The 16,690-nt window shown below is 69.0% G+C and carries 14 protein-coding genes and 3 pseudogenes; 9 read left to right on the forward strand and 8 right to left on the reverse strand.

Features of this window, described 5'->3' with window-relative positions:
* Positions 1–100 precede the first annotated feature (100 nt).
* Positions 101–292, forward strand: a complete 192-nt coding sequence (locus ACFW2Y_RS10510) for a hypothetical protein (RefSeq protein WP_384876264.1) — start codon at positions 101–103, stop codon at positions 290–292.
* Positions 293–297: 5 nt separating this feature from the next.
* Positions 298–1,209, forward strand: a complete 912-nt coding sequence (locus ACFW2Y_RS10515; RefSeq protein ID WP_384876266.1) for a universal stress protein — start codon at positions 298–300, stop codon at positions 1,207–1,209.
* Positions 1,210–1,223: 14 nt separating this feature from the next.
* On the opposite strand, the gene ppk2 is transcribed toward ACFW2Y_RS10515, so the two are convergent.
* Entirely contained in the window at positions 1,224–2,027 is an 804-nt protein-coding gene (gene ppk2, locus ACFW2Y_RS10520; RefSeq protein WP_384876268.1) for a polyphosphate kinase 2, read from the reverse strand.
* Positions 2,028–2,280: 253 nt separating this feature from the next.
* Here ppk2 and tpg point away from each other — a divergent pair.
* Together tpg and ACFW2Y_RS10530 are read left to right on the forward strand one after the other, a co-directional pair.
* Positions 2,281–2,507 (forward strand): annotated as a pseudogene (tpg, locus tag ACFW2Y_RS10525) (telomere-protecting terminal protein Tpg); the annotation flags it as partial.
* Positions 2,508–2,821: 314 nt separating this feature from the next.
* Complete coding sequence (locus ACFW2Y_RS10530; protein WP_384876270.1) at positions 2,822–3,358, forward strand: hypothetical protein; 537 nt, start codon at positions 2,822–2,824, stop codon at positions 3,356–3,358.
* Positions 3,359–3,613: 255 nt separating this feature from the next.
* On the opposite strand, the gene ACFW2Y_RS10535 is transcribed toward ACFW2Y_RS10530, so the two are convergent.
* Together ACFW2Y_RS10535 and ACFW2Y_RS10540 are read right to left on the reverse strand one after the other, a co-directional pair.
* The gene (locus ACFW2Y_RS10535; RefSeq protein WP_384876272.1) at positions 3,614–4,732 is read right to left on the reverse strand and encodes a fatty acid desaturase family protein; all 1,119 of its coding nucleotides are present in this window, start codon (positions 4,730–4,732) and stop codon (positions 3,614–3,616) included.
* Positions 4,733–4,739: 7 nt separating this feature from the next.
* The gene (locus tag ACFW2Y_RS10540) at positions 4,740–5,798 is read right to left on the reverse strand and encodes a ferredoxin reductase (RefSeq protein ID WP_384876274.1); all 1,059 of its coding nucleotides are present in this window, start codon (positions 5,796–5,798) and stop codon (positions 4,740–4,742) included.
* 87 nt (positions 5,799–5,885) lie between these two features.
* Here ACFW2Y_RS10540 and ACFW2Y_RS10545 point away from each other — a divergent pair, with 87 nt between their 5' ends.
* A complete protein-coding gene (locus ACFW2Y_RS10545) occupies positions 5,886–7,025 on the forward strand; it encodes a helix-turn-helix domain-containing protein (protein ID WP_384876275.1) in 1,140 nt (379 codons plus the stop codon).
* 453 nt (positions 7,026–7,478) lie between these two features.
* Here ACFW2Y_RS10545 and ACFW2Y_RS10550 read toward each other — a convergent pair.
* Positions 7,479–7,864: pseudogene (locus ACFW2Y_RS10550) on the reverse strand (transposase); the annotation flags it as partial.
* Here ACFW2Y_RS10550 and ACFW2Y_RS10555 point away from each other — a divergent pair.
* Positions 7,829–8,215 carry a transposase gene (locus tag ACFW2Y_RS10555; protein ID WP_384876277.1) on the forward strand — a complete coding sequence of 129 codons (387 nt, stop codon included), beginning with the start codon at positions 7,829–7,831 and terminating at the stop codon, positions 8,213–8,215. The pseudogene ACFW2Y_RS10550 and the gene ACFW2Y_RS10555 sit on opposite strands and share 36 nt — an antisense overlap.
* A 722-nt stretch (positions 8,216–8,937) precedes the next feature.
* On the opposite strand, the gene ACFW2Y_RS10560 is transcribed toward ACFW2Y_RS10555, so the two are convergent.
* Both ACFW2Y_RS10560 and ACFW2Y_RS10565 read right to left on the reverse strand, forming a co-directional pair.
* Positions 8,938–9,957 carry an MASE1 domain-containing protein gene (locus tag ACFW2Y_RS10560; RefSeq protein WP_384876279.1) on the reverse strand — a complete coding sequence of 340 codons (1,020 nt, stop codon included), beginning with the start codon at positions 9,955–9,957 and terminating at the stop codon, positions 8,938–8,940.
* A 105-nt stretch (positions 9,958–10,062) separates the two neighbouring features.
* The gene (locus tag ACFW2Y_RS10565; RefSeq protein WP_384876281.1) at positions 10,063–10,905 is read right to left on the reverse strand and encodes a PP2C family protein-serine/threonine phosphatase; all 843 of its coding nucleotides are present in this window, start codon (positions 10,903–10,905) and stop codon (positions 10,063–10,065) included.
* Positions 10,906–11,576: 671 nt separating this feature from the next.
* Between ACFW2Y_RS10565 and ACFW2Y_RS10570 the strand changes: the two genes are divergently transcribed.
* Both ACFW2Y_RS10570 and ACFW2Y_RS10575 read left to right on the forward strand, forming a co-directional pair.
* Positions 11,577–12,095, forward strand: a complete 519-nt coding sequence (locus ACFW2Y_RS10570; protein ID WP_384876283.1) for a DDE-type integrase/transposase/recombinase — start codon at positions 11,577–11,579, stop codon at positions 12,093–12,095.
* A gap of 469 nt (positions 12,096–12,564) precedes the next feature.
* Positions 12,565–13,506 carry an alpha/beta fold hydrolase gene (locus ACFW2Y_RS10575; RefSeq protein WP_384876285.1) on the forward strand — a complete coding sequence of 314 codons (942 nt, stop codon included), beginning with the start codon at positions 12,565–12,567 and terminating at the stop codon, positions 13,504–13,506.
* A 319-nt stretch (positions 13,507–13,825) separates the two neighbouring features.
* Here the strand turns inward: ACFW2Y_RS10575 and ACFW2Y_RS10580 are convergent.
* Positions 13,826–14,180 (reverse strand): annotated as a pseudogene (locus ACFW2Y_RS10580) (substrate-binding domain-containing protein); the annotation flags it as partial.
* Between the two features lie 140 nt (positions 14,181–14,320).
* Entirely contained in the window at positions 14,321–15,166 is an 846-nt protein-coding gene (locus ACFW2Y_RS10585; protein ID WP_384876287.1) for a GntR family transcriptional regulator, read from the reverse strand.
* Between the two features lie 258 nt (positions 15,167–15,424).
* Between ACFW2Y_RS10585 and ACFW2Y_RS10590 the strand changes: the two genes are divergently transcribed.
* Complete coding sequence (locus ACFW2Y_RS10590) at positions 15,425–16,687, forward strand: extracellular solute-binding protein (protein ID WP_384876289.1); 1,263 nt, start codon at positions 15,425–15,427, stop codon at positions 16,685–16,687.
* Positions 16,688–16,690 lie beyond the last annotated feature (3 nt).

The following is a 16,690-nucleotide window of genomic DNA, read 5'->3' on the forward strand; positions in this document are numbered from 1 at the left end:
CATCCAGCGGCGACTCCATGACAGCCATACCCGGAACCCCTGGGCCCGCCGATCTTACGAATGACCAGCTCAGACCCACATCAAGAAGGTAGGACAGACCATGAAGCCAGCGGTCGTCGCCGCCTCCGCCCCGCCCCCGGTCATCGAGACACGTCCCGGCTCCGGCCCGGTCCACCACGTCAGCGCCGTTCCTCAGCCCCGTCCGCTCGTCACCGCGAGGCAGCCCATGGGCGTCGTACCGTCCGTCTGCACCAGGAGTTGGACCGTGCTCCACCTGAGCGAGGGACGGTGAGGACGGTGGAAGCGCCCCTGGTCGTCGGCGTCGACGGGTCCGAGCCGAGCATGCGGGCCGTCGACTGGGCCGTCGACGAGGCCGCCCTGCGCGGGGCGGAGCTGCGGCTGGTGTACGCCTCCTTGTGGGGACGCTACGAAGGCGCGTCACTCGCCGGTGACCTCGACAAGCCCTCGGAAGAGGTGCTGGCGCAGGACATCGTCGAGGCGGCCGAGCGCCGTGCGCACGGCCGCCGGACCGGTGTGAAGGTCACCACCGACGTGCAGGCCGAGGAGCCCGAGTACGCACTGGTGCGGGAGAGCCGTACCGCCTCCGCGGTGGTCCTGGGCTCCCGTGGCCGGAGCGGCCTGATCGAGGCGCTCCTCGGCTCCGTCAGCGTGACGGTGGCCGGCCATGCCCACTGCCCGGTGATCGTGCTGCGCGGCGGTCACGAACACCGGGTCCGCCCCGGTGCGCGACGCATCGTCCTCGGCATCGGCGAACAGCCGGCCGGTACCGCGGCGGTGCGGTTCGCCGTCGAGGAGGCGCGCCTGCACGGCGTGCCGCTGGAGGCCGTACGCGCCTGGCGCTGCCCTGCACGTGACAGGGTGGATCCCCCCGTGCCGGCCGGCGAGTTCTCCGCCGAACTGTCGCGCGTGCTTGTGCAGGGAACAGCCCCGCAGCTGCACGAGCGACGGGCCGCGGAGGAACTCGCAATCGCCCTGCGCGGCGTCCCGGACGACGTCGAGACGCACCTGCGCACCGCCGAGGGCCACGCCCGTGGGGTCCTGCTCGACACTTCGGCCGATGCCGGGCTGCTCGTCGTCGGAGCCCGGCGCCGTGACGGCCACCGCTTCGGCCTCCAGCTCGGCCGGGTCGCCCACGCCGTGCTGCACCACTCGACCTGCCCGGTCGCCGTCGTACCGCAGCAGTCGTGAGGACCGTGCTCGGCCTACAGGCTCGCCGTGTGGTCGGGGACGTAGGTCTGCAGGTCGCGCGGCGGGCGCTGGTAGCCGGTCGACGGCGGGCGCTGGGGCAGTTCCAGCACGGGCGGCGGCACGTCGTGGTAGGGGACGGAGTCCAGCAGATGGGCGATCATGTTCAGGCGGGCCCGCCGCTTGTCGTCGCTCTCCACGACGTACCAGGGCGCCTCGGTGATGTCGGTGTGCACCATCATGTCGTCCTTGGCCCGTGAGTACGCCTCCCAGCGGGTGATCGACTCCAGGTCCATGGGCGACAGCTTCCAGCGCCTCAGAGGGTCCTCCAGCCGACGCCGGAACCGCTCCTGCTGCTCGGTGTCGCTGACGGAGAACCAGTACTTGCGCAGCAAGATCCCGTCCTCGACGAGCATCCGCTCGAAGACGGGGCACTGGCGCAGGAAGAGCCGGTGCTCCTCCTTGGTGCAGAAACCCATGACATGCTCCACACCGGCCCGGTTGTACCAGGAACGGTCGAACAGCACGATCTCCCCGGCGGCCGGCAGGTGCTCGACGTACCGCTGGAAGTACCACTGTGTGCGCTCGCGCTCCGTCGGTTTGGGCAGCGCCGCGATCCGCGCCACGCGCGGGTTCAGATGCTGGGTGACCCGCTGGATGGTGCCGCCCTTGCCCGCTGCGTCCCGGCCCTCGAAGACCACGACCAGTCGCGCGCCCTTCGCTCGTACCCACTCCTGGAGCTTCACCAGCTCGGCTTGCAGGCGCAGCAGTTCCTCTTCGTATACCGCACGTGACAGTTTCGCCGCGTTCCCGCCGCCCATGTCACCTCCGTTTCCCGATGACCCAACCGTGTCCTGCGTCCACGGTACGCGCCTGCCGAGGGCCGGCCGGGCTCCCGCGCCCCCGACCGCGAAGGAGCCCACCACCATGACCGTACGCGTCGGCGTCAACGGTTTCGGCCGTGTCGGTCGCAGCTGTCTCCGCGCCGCCCTCACCCGGGCCAACGGAATCCCGGCCAAGGTCTTCGGCCGGTACGACAACGAGGGGGACCACACCAACCGGATCCCGGACGTCACCGTGCTCGTGGGCGCGACCGACGACGGACGCTTCCGCCGCCTCGCCGTGCGCCTCCCCCGCAGTACGCACAACGCCTCTTCGACGCCCGCAGCACAGGCGCCAGCGACCAGCAGATGCGCGGCATCATCGCCGAAGGATTCAAGGAGATCTACTTCCAAGACGGCGGAGGCCGCGCCACAGGACTCTCCGACGTCACCCTCAACGACCTCGACCTCGACTACTGACCGTTTACCTGCACCAAGACGTCAACAGCCCGCTGTGGCTGAGCGCTTCATTTGGCAAGTTGAGCAATCGGACAGGGCATCAGCTGCGTTGCGCCCATACGTGGTGAAGGCCCAACTGGTACACGGCGCTGTGGGGCTACAACTCCGTCGTCTACACCGACGGGACCGTCGGCCCGGGTTGCTTCAACAACCCGATCAACCCCGAGTACCCCGCGGATCGGCAGCCGTTCCTGCGCTACAGCTACGACGACGTCCGCAAGCCCGGCAACTGGAACTAACCGGAGAAGAACCTCGGCTGGGCGGAAGTCCCACAGATGATCTGGAACGGCGTGGAGTCGTACTCCGAGGCGACGATGCCGCTCGGCATCATCAAGACGCTCCCGAGGCACCTGTTCTGCGCCCCGTCCGTCAACGTGAACCGGATGGGCTCGCAGAGCACCGGCAGGTCCAGCACCGAGAAGCTCGGCTACGAGCTCGGCTCGGCGGAACCCGCGCTCCAGAGCAAGTACGATCACGGCCCGTGCATCGACCGCCCGGGCGTCCACTCCAACACCGTCATCGTCGATGACCTCGGAGAGCACGAGGACACCTACGGTTGCGGGGACTTCGAGGGTGGCTTCGACGGCAAGTTCCCCCTGCAGGCCGGTGACAACGTCACCATCCAGCGGGCCGGCGCCACCTACCGCGACGCCGTACATCGCCCCGATCGACGTCCAGCAGCTCGGCGCCGGGTACGACCACCACCGGTGGCGCCTCTTCTCGTGACCCTGGAAGAAGCCGAGCTTCTTCGGCGAGTACGACACGAGGAGGTTCTTCGTCCGCTGCTGGTACAGCACCTGCACCCATGCTGACCAGGAAAAACGATAGTTGGTGCGGCCTTCTGACAGGGGCTGGGCCGGAAATGGTCCGGATCTTGATACGTTCCGGCCCGGGCGGCAGGGATCGGACAGTCCAGCACGCCCACCTGTCGGGCCGCCACATCCCGTGCCTGAATCTCACGCGGGTTGCGCGGGGGTGCCAGGTCCTTCCGAGGTCCGGTGGGCAGGTCGGCGTGCAGAGTGAGAACGGCCGGCGTACGGGTGAAAGGTCTGAACCGATATCGGGAATCAGGCGGCGACGAGCTCTTGCTCGCGGTCCGGCTTCTTGGCCTTGGGCTTCTTGTTCGGCAGCGAGAGCCGGAAGACCTTGTGCCACGCGGAGAACACCTGCTTGGGCAGCGGCCCGGTGACGTACTCCAGCTCGTACTTTTCGAACAGCGCGCGCACCTTCACCGCGACCTCGGCGTACCGGTTGCTCGGCAGGTCCGGGAACAGGTGGTGCTCGATCTGGTGCGACAGGTTGCCGGTCATGAAGTGCATGGCCCTGCTGCCGCTGATGTTTGCCGAGCCCATCATCTGGCGCAGGTACCACTGGCCGCGCGTCTCGCCCTTGATCGACCGGCGCTCGAAGACCTGTACGCCCTCGGGAAAGTGCCCGCACATGATCACCGAGTGGGACCAGATGTTGCGGATCAGGTTCGCGGTGAACGTGGCGGCGAGCGTGGTGAGGAACGACGGGCCCGACAGCAGCGGGTGGATCACGTAGTCCTTGAGCACCTGCTTGCGGATCTTGCGGCCCACGGCCTTGGCCCGCGCGCGGAACTCCGGGTTGTTGCGGCGGCTCTTGTGCAGGTTCTTGCCGAGCTCCAGGTCGTACGCTGCGATGCCGTACTCGAAGAAGCAGGCGTTGACGAAGTTCCACAGCGGCTGGCCGAGGTGGAACGGGTGCCACTTCTGGTCCTCGTCGACGCGCATGATGCCGTAGCCGAGGTCGTTGTCCTTGCCGATCACGTTGGTGTACGTGTGGTGCAGCTCGTTGTGTGAGTGCTTCCACTGGTCGGCCGGCGAGACGTGATCCCATTCCCAGGTGGTGGAGTGGATCTTCGGGTCGCGCATCCAGTCCCACTGGCCGTGCAGGATGTTGTGGCCGATCTCCATGTTGTCCATGATCTTCGCCACGGACAGCCCGGCGGTGCCGAGCAGCCACGCGGGCGGGAAGAACGAGAACAGCAGCACGCCCCTGCTGACCAGCTCGAGCTTGCGCTGCGCCGAGATGACCTTACGGATGTAGGCGGCGTCCTTCTCGCCACGGTCGGCGATCACCTCGTCGCGGATCGCGTCCAGCTCGCGGCCGAGCTCCTCGATCTGCTCCGCGGTCAGGTGGGTGGTGGGGTCGATGGCGGTCAAGGTGCTTCTACCGTTCGATGTCGCAGGGGCCCGCCGCGGCGGACACACAGGTCTGGATGAGGACGCCCGGCTCGGCCTCGGTGATCTCGCCGGTGCGCAGGTCGCGGACGGCGCCCGCCTTGAGCGGCGTGACGCAGCCGAAGCAGATGCCCATGCGGCACCCAGACGGCATGAGCACGCCGGCCTCCTCGCCGACGTCCAGCAACGGCGTGGCGCCGTCCGCGTCGACGGTCTTGCCGGTGGCGCTGAACGTGACCTCGCCGCCGTCGTCGCCGGCCACGACGATGCGGGGGCGGAAGCGTTCGGTGTGCAGGCGCTCTCCGACGCCGTGGCCGCTCCAGAAATCCTCGGCGGCGTCGAGCAGGCCCGCGGGCCCGCAGGCCCAGGTCTCGCGCTCGGCCCAGTCGGGCACGAGTTCGTCGAGGCGGGCGATGTCGAGCCTGCCATCCGTGTCGGTGTGCACCTCGGTGAGCCGCAGCTTCTTGGCCGCGACCAGTTCGTGCAGCTCGTTGCGGAAGATCACGTCTTGCTGCTGTGGCGCGCAGTGGACCATGACGACGTCGTCGAAGTCGATGTCGCGCAGCATGCCCATCACGGGCGTGATGCCACTGCCGGCCGTCAGGTAGAGCACCTTGGCGGGTTTGGCCTGCGGCAGTACGAAGTCACCGGTCGGCTGGTCGAGCTGGACCAGCGTGCCCGGTGTCGCTCTGCGGACCAGGTGGTTGCTGACCTTGCCGTCCGGGATCGCCTTCACGGTGATCGTGACGCGGCCGTCCTGGCGGTTCGTCGGCGAGGTGATGGAGTAGGCACGCCACAGGCGCCTCCCGTCGACGTCGACCCCGATCCGCACGTACTGACCGGCCGTATGGCCGCGCCAGCCCCTTCCCGGCCTGATCACGATAGTCGCGGCGTCAGCCGTCTCGGGGTGCACGGCCTCGATGCGCCCGCGCAGGTCAGCGCCCGCACGCAGCGGGCTGACCAGGTCGAGGTAGTCCGACGGCAGCAGCGGCGTCGTGACCATCTCCAGCAGTTTCCACGCCCCACTGCGGAGGGCTGCACTCGTCATGCCCCCAGCTTGATGCGCCTCAGGGCGTAAGGTCTTGACCGTAGGACGTGAATCTGATCGGCAGAATTGTTCGCAGGGAACAAAGACGTGAGCCATGTAACCCGAAGGGCCAGCGAGCTGGCCCTGGATGAGACGACGGTCACCGTACTTCGGGCCGCGCTGAAGGCCACCGCCGACGAGGTCGTCCAGGCGATCATCGACGAGGTCCCTCCCTACGCCAACGCCCTTTCGGGCCACATGGGCGCCACCATCCGCCGCGCCGTCCGAACCGCCCTCGGGCACTACCTGGACCTCGCGAGCGGGAACGCCACGGGCGGCGACGGCGGTGACGCGGCCTACGAGCTGGGCCGCGGCGAGGTCCGCGACGGCCGTTCGATGGACGCCCTGCTCAGCGCCTACCGCGTCGGCGCCCGCGTGGCCTGGCGATGCCTGGCAGCCGGTGCCGTACCCGCAGGTCTGCCCGCCGCCGAGGTCGCCAAGTTCGCCGAGCTGACCTTCGCCTACATCGACGAGCTCTCCGCCGCGAGCGCCGCGGGCCACGCCGACGAACTGGCCGCCCGGGGCAGGGTCCACGAGCGCCACCTGGAACACCTGGCCCGCGACCTCCTTGCCGACGCGAGCCCGGACGTGCTGCTGGCCTCTGCTCAACGGGCAGGGTGGCAGCCTCCGGTTTCGCTGACCGCGGTCCTGCTGCCCGCCGCCCAGGCTCGGCCTGCCTACCGCGCGCTCGACCCGAGCACCCTCGTTCTCGACGATCTGCCGGACGGCACCGGTGTGCTGCTCGTCCCCGATGCCGACCGGTCACATCTCTTGCGGCAGCTGACCGACCGCACCGCCGTGGTCGGCCCGGCCCGGCCGTGGACTCGAGCGTCCGCCTCGTACGCACGAGCCGCACGTGCCCGCTTGCTCTCCTCCGATATCCGCGACACCGAGGACCACCTGCCCGAGCTGGTGCTGAGCGCCGACGTGGACGTGCTCGCAGACCTGCGTGCCCGAGCCCTCGCACCGTTGCGGACCTTGCCTGTCGCGACCGGACGGCGGCTGGAGGAGACGTTGCGGGAGTGGCTGCTGCACCAGGGCAGGCGGGACGAGGTGGCGGCGGCGTTGTTCGTCCATCCCCAGACCGTCCGGTACCGGATGTCGCAGCTGCGGGAGCTGTTTCCGGATCTCGCATCGCCACAGCGGGTTCTCGAGCTGACGCTGGCGGTCGGTCTTCGGGTCAGCTGACGCGTACCTCGACCGTCGGAGAGGGGTTGGACGAACCGGGAGGAACAGAAAGATTTGACACCCGTGTCGAGCGGGTCGAGCCGACGGCGCCTGACGGGCGAAAGCCCAGGTCAGGAGCCGACACCGAAGCCTTGGAAGGCGTTGCCCTTTCGCCTATCGCGCCGGTCATCACCGCGGTGAGTACTGGCGGGTCGAGCCCGAGTGATCACCTCTCCTCCGCGCATCCGATGAAGGGCCTGCCGTCACAGAACTCGCTGAAGGAACAGCAGGCCGGACGATGCCCGTTGCACTCATGTAACCGAACGACCCTCCCCGCCTCATGCCAGATGTGCTCCGCAGGGGGCGCAGGTCGGTCCAGGGCGCGGCTGCTGAGCGCTCCGGAACTCCATGGAGCACCGGTCACGTCCGCTGGAGTGGTGTATCGACGGCCACTGGGTGATCTCGTCTTCGAGACTATGCGGCGAGTTCGGTCGGGATGGTGGGTTCATCGGTTTCTGGCTCGATCGGGTGGAGGCGGGCCTTGGTGAGGAGTTCGCGGCCCATGTAGCGGCGGGCTTCGGTCCATTCGTCGTTCTGCTCGGCCAGGACCGCGCCGACCAGCCGGATGGCGGCGGTGCGGTCGGGGAGGATGCCGACGACGTCAGTGCGGCGGCGAGTTCCCTGTTCAGCCGCTCCTGGGGGTTGTTCGACCCGATGTGCTTCCAGGTCTCGCGCGGGAAGGCGGTGAAGGCGAGCAGGTCGTGCTGGGCGGTGTCCAAGTGGGCTGCGGCTTTGGGGAGCTTGGCCTCCAGTGCGTCCAGGGCGTGCCGCATCTGTGCCTTCACCGCGTCGGTGTCGGGCCCGACAGCGCCGCGGTCCTCCTCATCGCCGCAGGTGACAACCCCGACCGACTCGTCGACGAAGCGTCCTTCGCCGCGTTGTGCGGCGTCAGCCCGGTCGAGCAGTCCTCCGGCAAGACACAACGCCGGTGCTTGAACCGCGGAGGCAACCGCCAGGCCAACGCCGCCCTCTACCGCATCGTGCAGACCCGCATACGCCGGGACGAACGCACCCAGAAGTATCTGGAGCGACGCACCGCCGAGGGCATGCCCAAGCGCGAGATCATCCGGTGTCCGAAGCGGTACGGCGCCCGCGAGTTCTACCGGCACATCCAGCCCCGAGCCGCCAACCAGGCCCCTTCTGCGGCTTGACGAAACATGGGGGCTTCCTCTCCGCCCACAAAGCACCCGTGGTGCACAAGTGGTTCCTCGCGCACCCCCGCTTCCGGCTCCAGTAGTTCGCATCGAAGGACGATGGATGCTGAGCCCAGCCCCCCTGTGCACAAGATGAACCGCGAGTTGTGATCCCTGCACCCCCGCTCGCGCGGGGACCAGTAGTCCCACGACGGAGACCCGGAATCGGTGCTTTGCGGGCCCACTTGCATGGGACCAGTACGGGTCATGGGAGTCGAAGTGTGAGCTCGAGTCGTACCGGATTCCGGGCGGCGGCGGAGGTTCCCGCGGGTCCGGCTGGGCAGAAGAGGGACCTACGCGACCGTCGGCCTTGCGGAGGAGCAGGTAGATGCAGGATGTGCGAGCGGGGTGGGAGGCTGGGCGTCCGACGTGAACGACGCCGTGCTGACGGTGCTCGTCGCTGCGGGGCCGCGATCGGCGGCGGAGCGCTGACGGGGGTGTTCGCCCTCGCTGCCGCCTGGGAGGCCGGCCGACAACGGGCGGCTGCCGCCTGGGACGCGGGTCAGGTCCAGGCCACGGCCCAGTTCGACGTGTCCCGCCGGACGCTCACGGAACAGGCCGCCAGCTCAGGACCGTGCATCTCCAACGCCATCACGCACCGGCTTGTTAGCGCCGGACAGTTCCCATGCCCTGCAGTCGTTGTACGGTTCCTGATCCCTGCGCCGGCACCGGCGCGGGGATCAGGGATTCCGGTGCCCGCCGGGTGGGGCTGCTCGTCTCTCGGCGGTGCCGGGCGGATCCGGTGAGGGCTCGCCCGCCGCGAGGTGCTCCAGGACCTCCGCCAGTTCCTGGCAGGCGCGGCGCACCGACCGGCGGGTCGCACGCTGCTCGGTGATGACGGAGGCGAGAAGCAGGGCGGTCAGGGCAGCGGAACCGTTGAACGCCTGGAGCTTGACCATGATCTCGACGTCCGTGAGGTGGAGGAACGCGCCCCGTCCGGAGGTCGCCTCGAAGGTGGCGAGCACGGAGGCGAAGAGCGCGCACAGCATGCTTCCGGCGAGCTGGAAGCGGAGCGCTGCCCAGATCAGCAGGGGGAAGACGAGGAAGAGCATGCTCATCGGGCTGAGTACGACCATGGGCATGAGGATCAGGGTCGTCAGCCCCAGAAAGGCCGCCTCCTTCCAACGTCGTACCCGGAGCCGTCCGGCCGGCCCCGCGAGGACGAGCATGAGCGGGGCGACGAGCAGCACCCCCATCGTGTCGCCCACCCACCAGGCCAGCCAGACGGGCCAGAACTCGCTCTTGTCCAGGGAGCCCTTCGCCACCTGCAGTCCGACCCCCGCGGTCGCGCTGATCATCATGGCGCCGAACCCGCCGAGGAAGACCAGGGAGAGTCCGTCCCGCAGCCGCGCCATGTCGCGCCGGAAGCCGGCCCGTCTCAGCAGCAAGAAGGCGCAGAGCGGCGCGACGGTGTTGCTGACCACGGTGACCGCTGTGGTGGGTCCCGGGGTGGTGAGGGAGGCGATGACGAGGAAGGAGCCGAGGGCGATCCCGGGCCAGACCCGCGCGCCGAGCAACAGCAGGGCGGCGACGGCGACGCCGGTGGGAGGCCAGATGGGGGTGACCACCACGCCTTCGACGACAAGGCTTCCCATCAGGCCGAGTCGTCCGGCCGCGTAGTAGCAAACCGCGACGGCCAGCGACATCAGAGCCGCCCTCGTAGAGGACCGGAACTGCCGAATATCCAACACGTCAGCCATCAGACACCGGCCGGGCCGCCACGACCGGGCAAGACCCCTGCGTGTCGGGCGCCGCCGTCCGGGCGGGCCCGAGGGCCGACCCGGCCCGAGGCGAGCCCCCTCCCCTCATTCCTTGGCCGCAGGCCGGGCCGGACCGGCGTCATGGCCGACGACCAGGACGGCCGCGTCGTCCTCGTGCCCCACCGTGGCCGCCAGCTTCATGACGGCGGTGGCGAGCCCGTCGACGTCCAGTCCGGCGACGGCGGTGATCCCGGCGAGCCTCGTCACCCGGTCCAGACCCTCGTCGATGTGGAGCGAGGGCCCCTCCACCACCCCGTCGGTCAGGAGGACGAAGACACCGCCGGCGGTGATCCGGTGGCGCGTGGCCGGGTAGTCGACGCCGGGCAGCACACCGAGAGGAGGCCCGCCCTCGCTGTCGTCGATGCCGGAGCGGCCGTCGGTGGTGGCCCAGATGTGGGGGATGTGACCGGCCCGGGCGCACTCCAGGGTGCCGGCAGCGGGATCGAGCCGCAGGAAGGTGCAGGTGGCGAAGAGGTCGGCGCCCAGAGAGATGAGCAGGTCGTTGGTACGACCGAGCAGCTCTCCCGGGTCTCCGGTGACGGAGGCCAGCGCGCGCAGTGCCACGCGGACCTGTCCCATGAAGGCGGCGGCCTCGATGTTGTGTCCCTGCACGTCACCGATGGACATGCCGATCTGCCCGTCGGGCAGGGAGAAGGCGTCGTACCAGTCACCGCCGACGTTGAGCCCGTGATTGGCGGGCTCATAGCGGACGGCCAGCCGGGCGCCCGGGAAACTGGGCAGGTCCGAGGGCAGCATGCCGCGCTGCAGGGCCACGGCGAGCTCGACACGGGAACGCTGCGTCTCGGCCAACTCCCGCGCCCTGGCGGTCAGCGACCCGAGCCGGACCAGAAGGTCCTCGCTGTTGTCGGCAGGTCGTCTGCGGAACATCGATCACTCCGACGTCACGACAATCCTCGCATCACTTCGTCCCGGTCTCCAGCACGCGGGACCACAGGGGGTCACCTCGGTACGAACAGGTCCTTCCCACTCTGCCCGCAGGGGACAGCGTCCGCATCTCATCGGCGGAGAACGCGGCGGATTCCAGCGGGGCCACCCCACACCGCCGGCAACGAACAACGGTTCGGCGAGAGCGAAGGCACCGCCCCGCCCCTGACGAACGTCCGGCCCGAGCAGGCCGACGCCGCACGACTCGCAAGACACCGGCGGCCCCAAGGACACCGGGCATGAACACGAACCACACCCTCGTCCCCCGGCGCGAAGAGTGCTGCGCCGGCCCTGCTCGCCGCCGGGTGATGTCGGTGACGTCCGCCCGGCAGAACCTGCTGCCGACGGGGTGGGGTGCGACGTGGCTGTCATGCATGCCAGGCCGCCCCGGTCTCGGGTGCGACCGGATCGCACGGGCCCGGTAGAGAGTCGGCTCCGAGAACACTGCCAGCGCGTCCGGCTCTCGGGCCGTCGCCCGAAACCGGCCGCCGACAGCACGATCGGGTTGTCCTAGCTGATCGCCCGGTGACCCGAGGGCGAGCGCGAACCGGTGCAGTACTGGATCTCGAACCTGTCCCCGGTCAACTCCAGCGAGCGACGACATCTGGGCCAGGATGACGCGATCCCGGGAACGCCCCAGCTCCCGAGGGCAGGAAGGTGTCGTCGGACACTCGACTGGACTGCGCCACGTCAAGCTCGCGGAGGACTGTCGGGAGAAGGATGTCACCCGAACCTGCACCAGACCCACCTCCATCGCCACCGACGAGGGCTGGCTCTACCTGGCCACCGTCATCGACATCGCCTCCCGCCGCGTCGTCGGCTGGGCCACCGCCGACCACCTGCGGACCGAACTCGTCGCCGACGCCCTCACGACCGCCTTCCGCACCCGCCGCCCGATCGGCCCGGTGCTGCATCCACTGGTTGAACCTGGTCAATACACAAGTCGCGAACATGCCACCCTGGCAACGGATTTCGGCATCAGGCTGTCGGGCGGACGCACTGGTCAGTGCTGGGACAACGCCCTCGCCGAATCGTTCTTCTCCACTCTCAAGAACGAGCTCGGCGACAGTCAGCCCTGGCCCAGTCGGGCCGCTGCCCACACCGCGATATTCGAGTGGATCGAGAGCTGGTAGAACTTGCACCGCCTCCACAGCAGCCTAGGCTACCGCAGCCCCGCCGAATACGGGACTGCCTTGGCAGCCTGACCAACACACCAAAGGTGCCCGTCAAAGCGGAACAAGCTCACCGGCCAAAGCATCGACACCGTGCTCATGTGGAAGGACCCGGATCGGCCCCAGGAGATAGCGGCAGCCTTCCGGTTCGGCTGCTGCGGGGCGGCGACGGGGCACGGGAAGCGTAAGGGCACGTGGGACCGGGCGCCCCTATGAAAGCCGCTCCCGTTCGCAGCGGTCTGCGTGCCCTTCGATGTCGAAGCTCGTTGAGTTCCGAGGGCGGGACAAATGGTGCCGATGGGAAGGGTCGGGCAGATGTGTGACCGTCCGGGCGACGACTTGGCATATCGCTGCTTCCCGGCGCTTTCTTCACTCACCTGATGGGAACCCCGCAATGCATCTCTCCTCACCGCACGATCCGGTCGGGTCCTTGCCGATACAGCGTCCGGTACTGGTACGCCAGCACCGCTGGGACGGGTTGCGCTGTGAGTCGCGACTGGTGCGGGCGGCCTCTCCCCGACTGCGCCCGCTGCTGCTCATCGGCGGCGCCTTTCAGAACAAGGAGACGTGGGGGCGCTGCGAGAAGCTGCTCCTGAGGAACATGGACGTCCTTACCGTCGACCCGCCCGGCTGGGGCATGGCCGACCCCCTGCCCGCAGGGCAGAGCGTGGACGTGCTGGCGGACGCCGTCTGCCACATACTCGATGAGAGCGGTCTGCGGCAGGTCAATGTGGTGGGTGGCTCTTACGGAAGCGCCATCGCCTACCGCATCGCCCAGCGCCATCCCCACCGGGTCAGACGGATGGTCCTGGTCGGCACCATGGCGGCCATTCCCGAGCATTCCCGTGAGGCCATGGAGCGTGCACTGGCCTTCCTGGACGCCGGCAGGATGGACGAGTACGCCCGTGCCGCGGTCGACATCCTGATGAATCCGGAGCGCCTCGACGGGATCACCAACGGCTCGCGGGTCCGTCGGTTCCTTCTGCGTCGCCTGACCGCCCTCACCGACGCCGAGGCCGTTCAGGTGAGCTCCAACACGTTGCGCCTGCTGCATCACGCGGAGCTCGACACGAGCGTGCGGGTGCAGGCCCCGACCTTGACCGTGACAGGGGAGCATGACGCCTTCACCACCCCGGCGCAGTGTCGTCGCATGGCTGTGGCGTGCGGCAAAGGGTGGTTCGCGGAAGTCGCAGAGAGCGACCACATGCTCTTCCTGGAACGGCCGACGGAGATCATCGACCTGGTGACCCGCTTCTTGGCCGATGAGCCGCTGTACGGACTGCCTTACTGCACGCGGGTCGAGCAGCTCTCCTCGAACCCCCTTCCGACTCCCCGGGCCGCCGGCCCGGCGCCAGGAGGGAGGACCGGATGAGCGGATCGGGCGTCAGGCCGCCGAGAACGCGTCCAGGGCGATCGGCGAGCTGGTGGGCCGGGCCGAGCCACCGGCCAGCCCGATCGTGATTCCCGTGCCGGTCGCCCCGCCCACCGGCCCGTCCATCAGCGTCACGGTGGTGGTGCGGAGTCATGACGGCAGCGCAGGAAAAGCCCGGTCCGCCAGAGCCGCGCAGACGGTCCCGTGTCCGGGGCCCGCGGCCGACGGCGCGGACACGAGCCCGCCACTGTCGTGCCGCCCTCATGCCTGTCACCGGTCGGCCTCCATCGCTTCCGCGTCGCTTGAAGGGTTGTCGGGGTCAGGCGTCTGGGGAGGGTGTCGGCCCGGTACTCGTACGTACCGTCAGCTTGGGTGTGATGAGCATGGCTTCGTCCGTGGTGCGGCCGTCGAGTGTGGCGATCAAGAGCTCGACCGCCTGCCGCCCCATCTCCTGTGCGGGGATGGCGACCGACGCCAGCCGCACCGAGGCGTGGACGGCCAGCTGGTCCGGGTAGACCGCGGCCACTGACATGTCCTCGGGCACGGCGGCCTCGTTGGCGCAGCAGAGCGAGCAGCGGTTCGATCGCGTGCTCGTTCTGTACGACGAGCCCCGTGGTGTCCGGCCGCTCGTCGAAGATGCGGGCGAGCGCGCCGGCCATCGCGTCGTAACCGCCCCCGCCCCCCCCCGCGCCATCTGGCGGGAAGAGGCAGGCCAATGAGCTAGACGAGTAAGAAGCCCTCTCGATTTACGAGGGGGGAGGATTCACGTGCGTGCCGTGCGGCGGGCGCCCCGGTTCCGCTCCCGGCGCGCCTCTCAGCTGCCCTGCTGGACGACGCCCTGTGTGGAGAACGTGACCGGGTCGCCGCCGGTGAAGTCGCCCGGGGGGATGCCCGGGTGGTGTCCTTCCTTCGCCGTGGGCTGCTTGTCGCGGGCGCTGAGGGCGAGGCGCGAGACGATGCGGTAGCGGTCGCCGCGGTAGAGCGAGTGGACGTACTCCACCGCACGGCCGTGGGCGTCCGTGGTGAGCCGCTCGAAGAGGAGCGCAGGAGACAGCTCGGGCACGTCGAGCAGATCGGCTTCGGCGCGGGTGACGACGGTGGGCTCGATGGACTGGACCGCCTCGCTGACCTGGACGCCGTGTCGGTCGCGCAGGTGCTCGTAGAGGTCGCCCTGCTCCAGTTCGTCACTGGTCAGGTCGGGGGCGAGGTCGGCCCGGATGTGGAGGTGCTCGATGGCCATGGGGGAGCCGTCCACCAGGCGCAGGCGGGCGACGTAGAGGATCTCGGCGGCGGGGGAGATGCGGAGCTTGCGGCTGACGCGGGCGCCGGCCGGAAGGGTGCTGAACTCCAGGAGCCGGCTGGTCCATACCCCCCCGGCCTGCGGAAGGCTGAAGGCGGTCTTGTCGGAGATGAGCTCCTGGGTGATCTTCTGCGCGGCCACGAACATGCCCCGGCCGTGCTCGCGGACCAGCAGCCCCGCGATGACCAGCTCGTCGACCGCGGCCCGCAGCGTGGGGCGCGAGACGGAGAGCTCGGAGCAGAGGGCGCGTTCGGACGGGATGGCATCGCCGGGGCGCCGCGCCTCGATGAGTTCGAGGATCGCGTCACGGACCCGCTCGCGTTTGAGCATCGCTCCGGAGGCTGCCGCGTCGATCTCCATACGGTGCTCTCGTTCGTCGTCGTCGGAAGGTTCTCTGGTCAACCATAACTGGTCTGCTGGTCATGTCGTGGCGACTGGGTGAGTCTGAGGCTGCCTGAGCTTTTCCGGCCGCACTTTGACTAGAAAGCATCTTTGTCATGGGGATTGACGGCGGCATTGGTCTATGCCACCTTCATCTCGCACCAACTGGTAAACCCCTGGCAAGTAAGTGGTCAGCTCGGGGTTTCCCTCCGTTTCCAGGCTCCTCAGAGGTGAACCGTGAAGCACCGCCCCCTCGTCCTGCTCGGCGCCATGCTGCTGAGCACCGGCCTCGTCGCCTGTTCCTCGCCCGGCGACGGGCAGAACGCCGGCGGGCCGACCACTCTCGATGTCTGGCTGATGCGCGACAGCGTCTCGGACGCCTTCCAGGAGGAGTTCGAGGCCGGCTTCGAGAAGGCCCACCCGGAGATTGACGTCAGGATCCAGATCCAGGAGTGGGAGGGCATCGGCGAGAAGGTCACCGCCGCCCTGGCCAGCAACGACGCCCCCGACGTCATCGAGGTCGGCAACACCCAGGTCGCCCAGTACGCCCAGAGCGGCGGACTGACCGACTTCACCGACAGGACCGCCGAGCTCGGCGGCGACTTCTGGCTGGACGGCCTCGCCGAGCCCGGAGTCTGGGAGGGCAAGCAGTACGGCATCCCCTACTACGCCGCCAACCGGGTCGTCATCTACCGCACCGACCTCTTCCAGCAGGCCGGCATCGACGCCACGAAGATCAAGACACGTGACCAGTGGCTCGCCGCCACCCGGAAGCTCAACACGAACGGCGTCCAGGGCATCTACCTGCCTGGCCAGAACTGGTTCGCCCTCGCCGGCTTCATCTGGGACGAGGGCGGCGACCTCGCCCTCTGGGAAGGCGGCGGCTGGAAGGGCGGACTGGACAGCCCCGGGGCCATGAGAGCCATGGACTTCTACCGGCAGCTCCAGGCACTCGGCAAGGGCCCCAAGGACTCCGACGAGTCCCGCCCCCTCCAGGCCGAGGTCGTCGCCAAGGGGCAGGTCGCCCAGGTCATCGCCACCCCCGGCGGTGCCAACGTCATCGCGCAGAAGAACCCCGCCCTCAAGGGCAAGCTGGGCTTCTTCCCCGTCCCCGGCAAGACCGCCGACACCCCCGGCGCCGTCTTCACCGGCGGCTCCGATCTGGTCGTGCCCGCCGTCGCCCGGCACCAGGACGAGGCGTACACCTTCCTCAAGGAACTCACCGGCGAGACGTGGCAGACGAAGCTCGCCCTCGCGATGAGCTACGTCCCCAACAAGACCAACCTGGCCACCGCCGTCGCCTCCGACCCCGGCGCCGCCGTCATGGCGGTCGGCGCCGCCAACGGACACGCCACCCCCAACACTCCCCAGTGGGCCGCGGTCGAGGCCAAGAACCCCATCAAGGACTACATGACGGCCGTCCTCACCGGCCGCGACGCCCGGGCCGAGGCAGCGAAGGCGTCCCGGTCCATCACCATCACCCTGAACAGCGGTTCCTGACCG

This window comes from Streptomyces sp. NPDC058877, from assembly GCF_042742855.1.
Lineage (GTDB): Bacteria > Actinomycetota > Actinomycetes > Streptomycetales > Streptomycetaceae > Streptomyces.

What these genes read in the sequence shown, in the direction of transcription:
- ACFW2Y_RS10510 (WP_384876264.1), top strand. Translation starts at nt 101, where the DNA reads ATGAAGCCAGCGGTCGTCGCCGCCTCCGCCCCGCCCCCGGTCATCGAG.
- ppk2 (WP_384876268.1), bottom strand. Translation starts at nt 2,027, where the DNA reads ATGGGCGGCGGGAACGCGGCGAAACTGTCACGTGCGGTATACGAAGAG.
- ACFW2Y_RS10530 (WP_384876270.1), top strand. Translation starts at nt 2,822, where the DNA reads ATGATCTGGAACGGCGTGGAGTCGTACTCCGAGGCGACGATGCCGCTC.
- ACFW2Y_RS10540 (WP_384876274.1), bottom strand. Translation starts at nt 5,798, where the DNA reads ATGACGAGTGCAGCCCTCCGCAGTGGGGCGTGGAAACTGCTGGAGATG.
- ACFW2Y_RS10560 (WP_384876279.1), bottom strand. Translation starts at nt 9,957, where the DNA reads ATGGCTGACGTGTTGGATATTCGGCAGTTCCGGTCCTCTACGAGGGCG.
- ACFW2Y_RS10565 (WP_384876281.1), bottom strand. Translation starts at nt 10,905, where the DNA reads ATGTTCCGCAGACGACCTGCCGACAACAGCGAGGACCTTCTGGTCCGG.
- ACFW2Y_RS10570 (WP_384876283.1), top strand. Translation starts at nt 11,577, where the DNA reads ATGACGCGATCCCGGGAACGCCCCAGCTCCCGAGGGCAGGAAGGTGTC.
- ACFW2Y_RS10585 (WP_384876287.1), bottom strand. Translation starts at nt 15,166, where the DNA reads ATGGAGATCGACGCGGCAGCCTCCGGAGCGATGCTCAAACGCGAGCGG.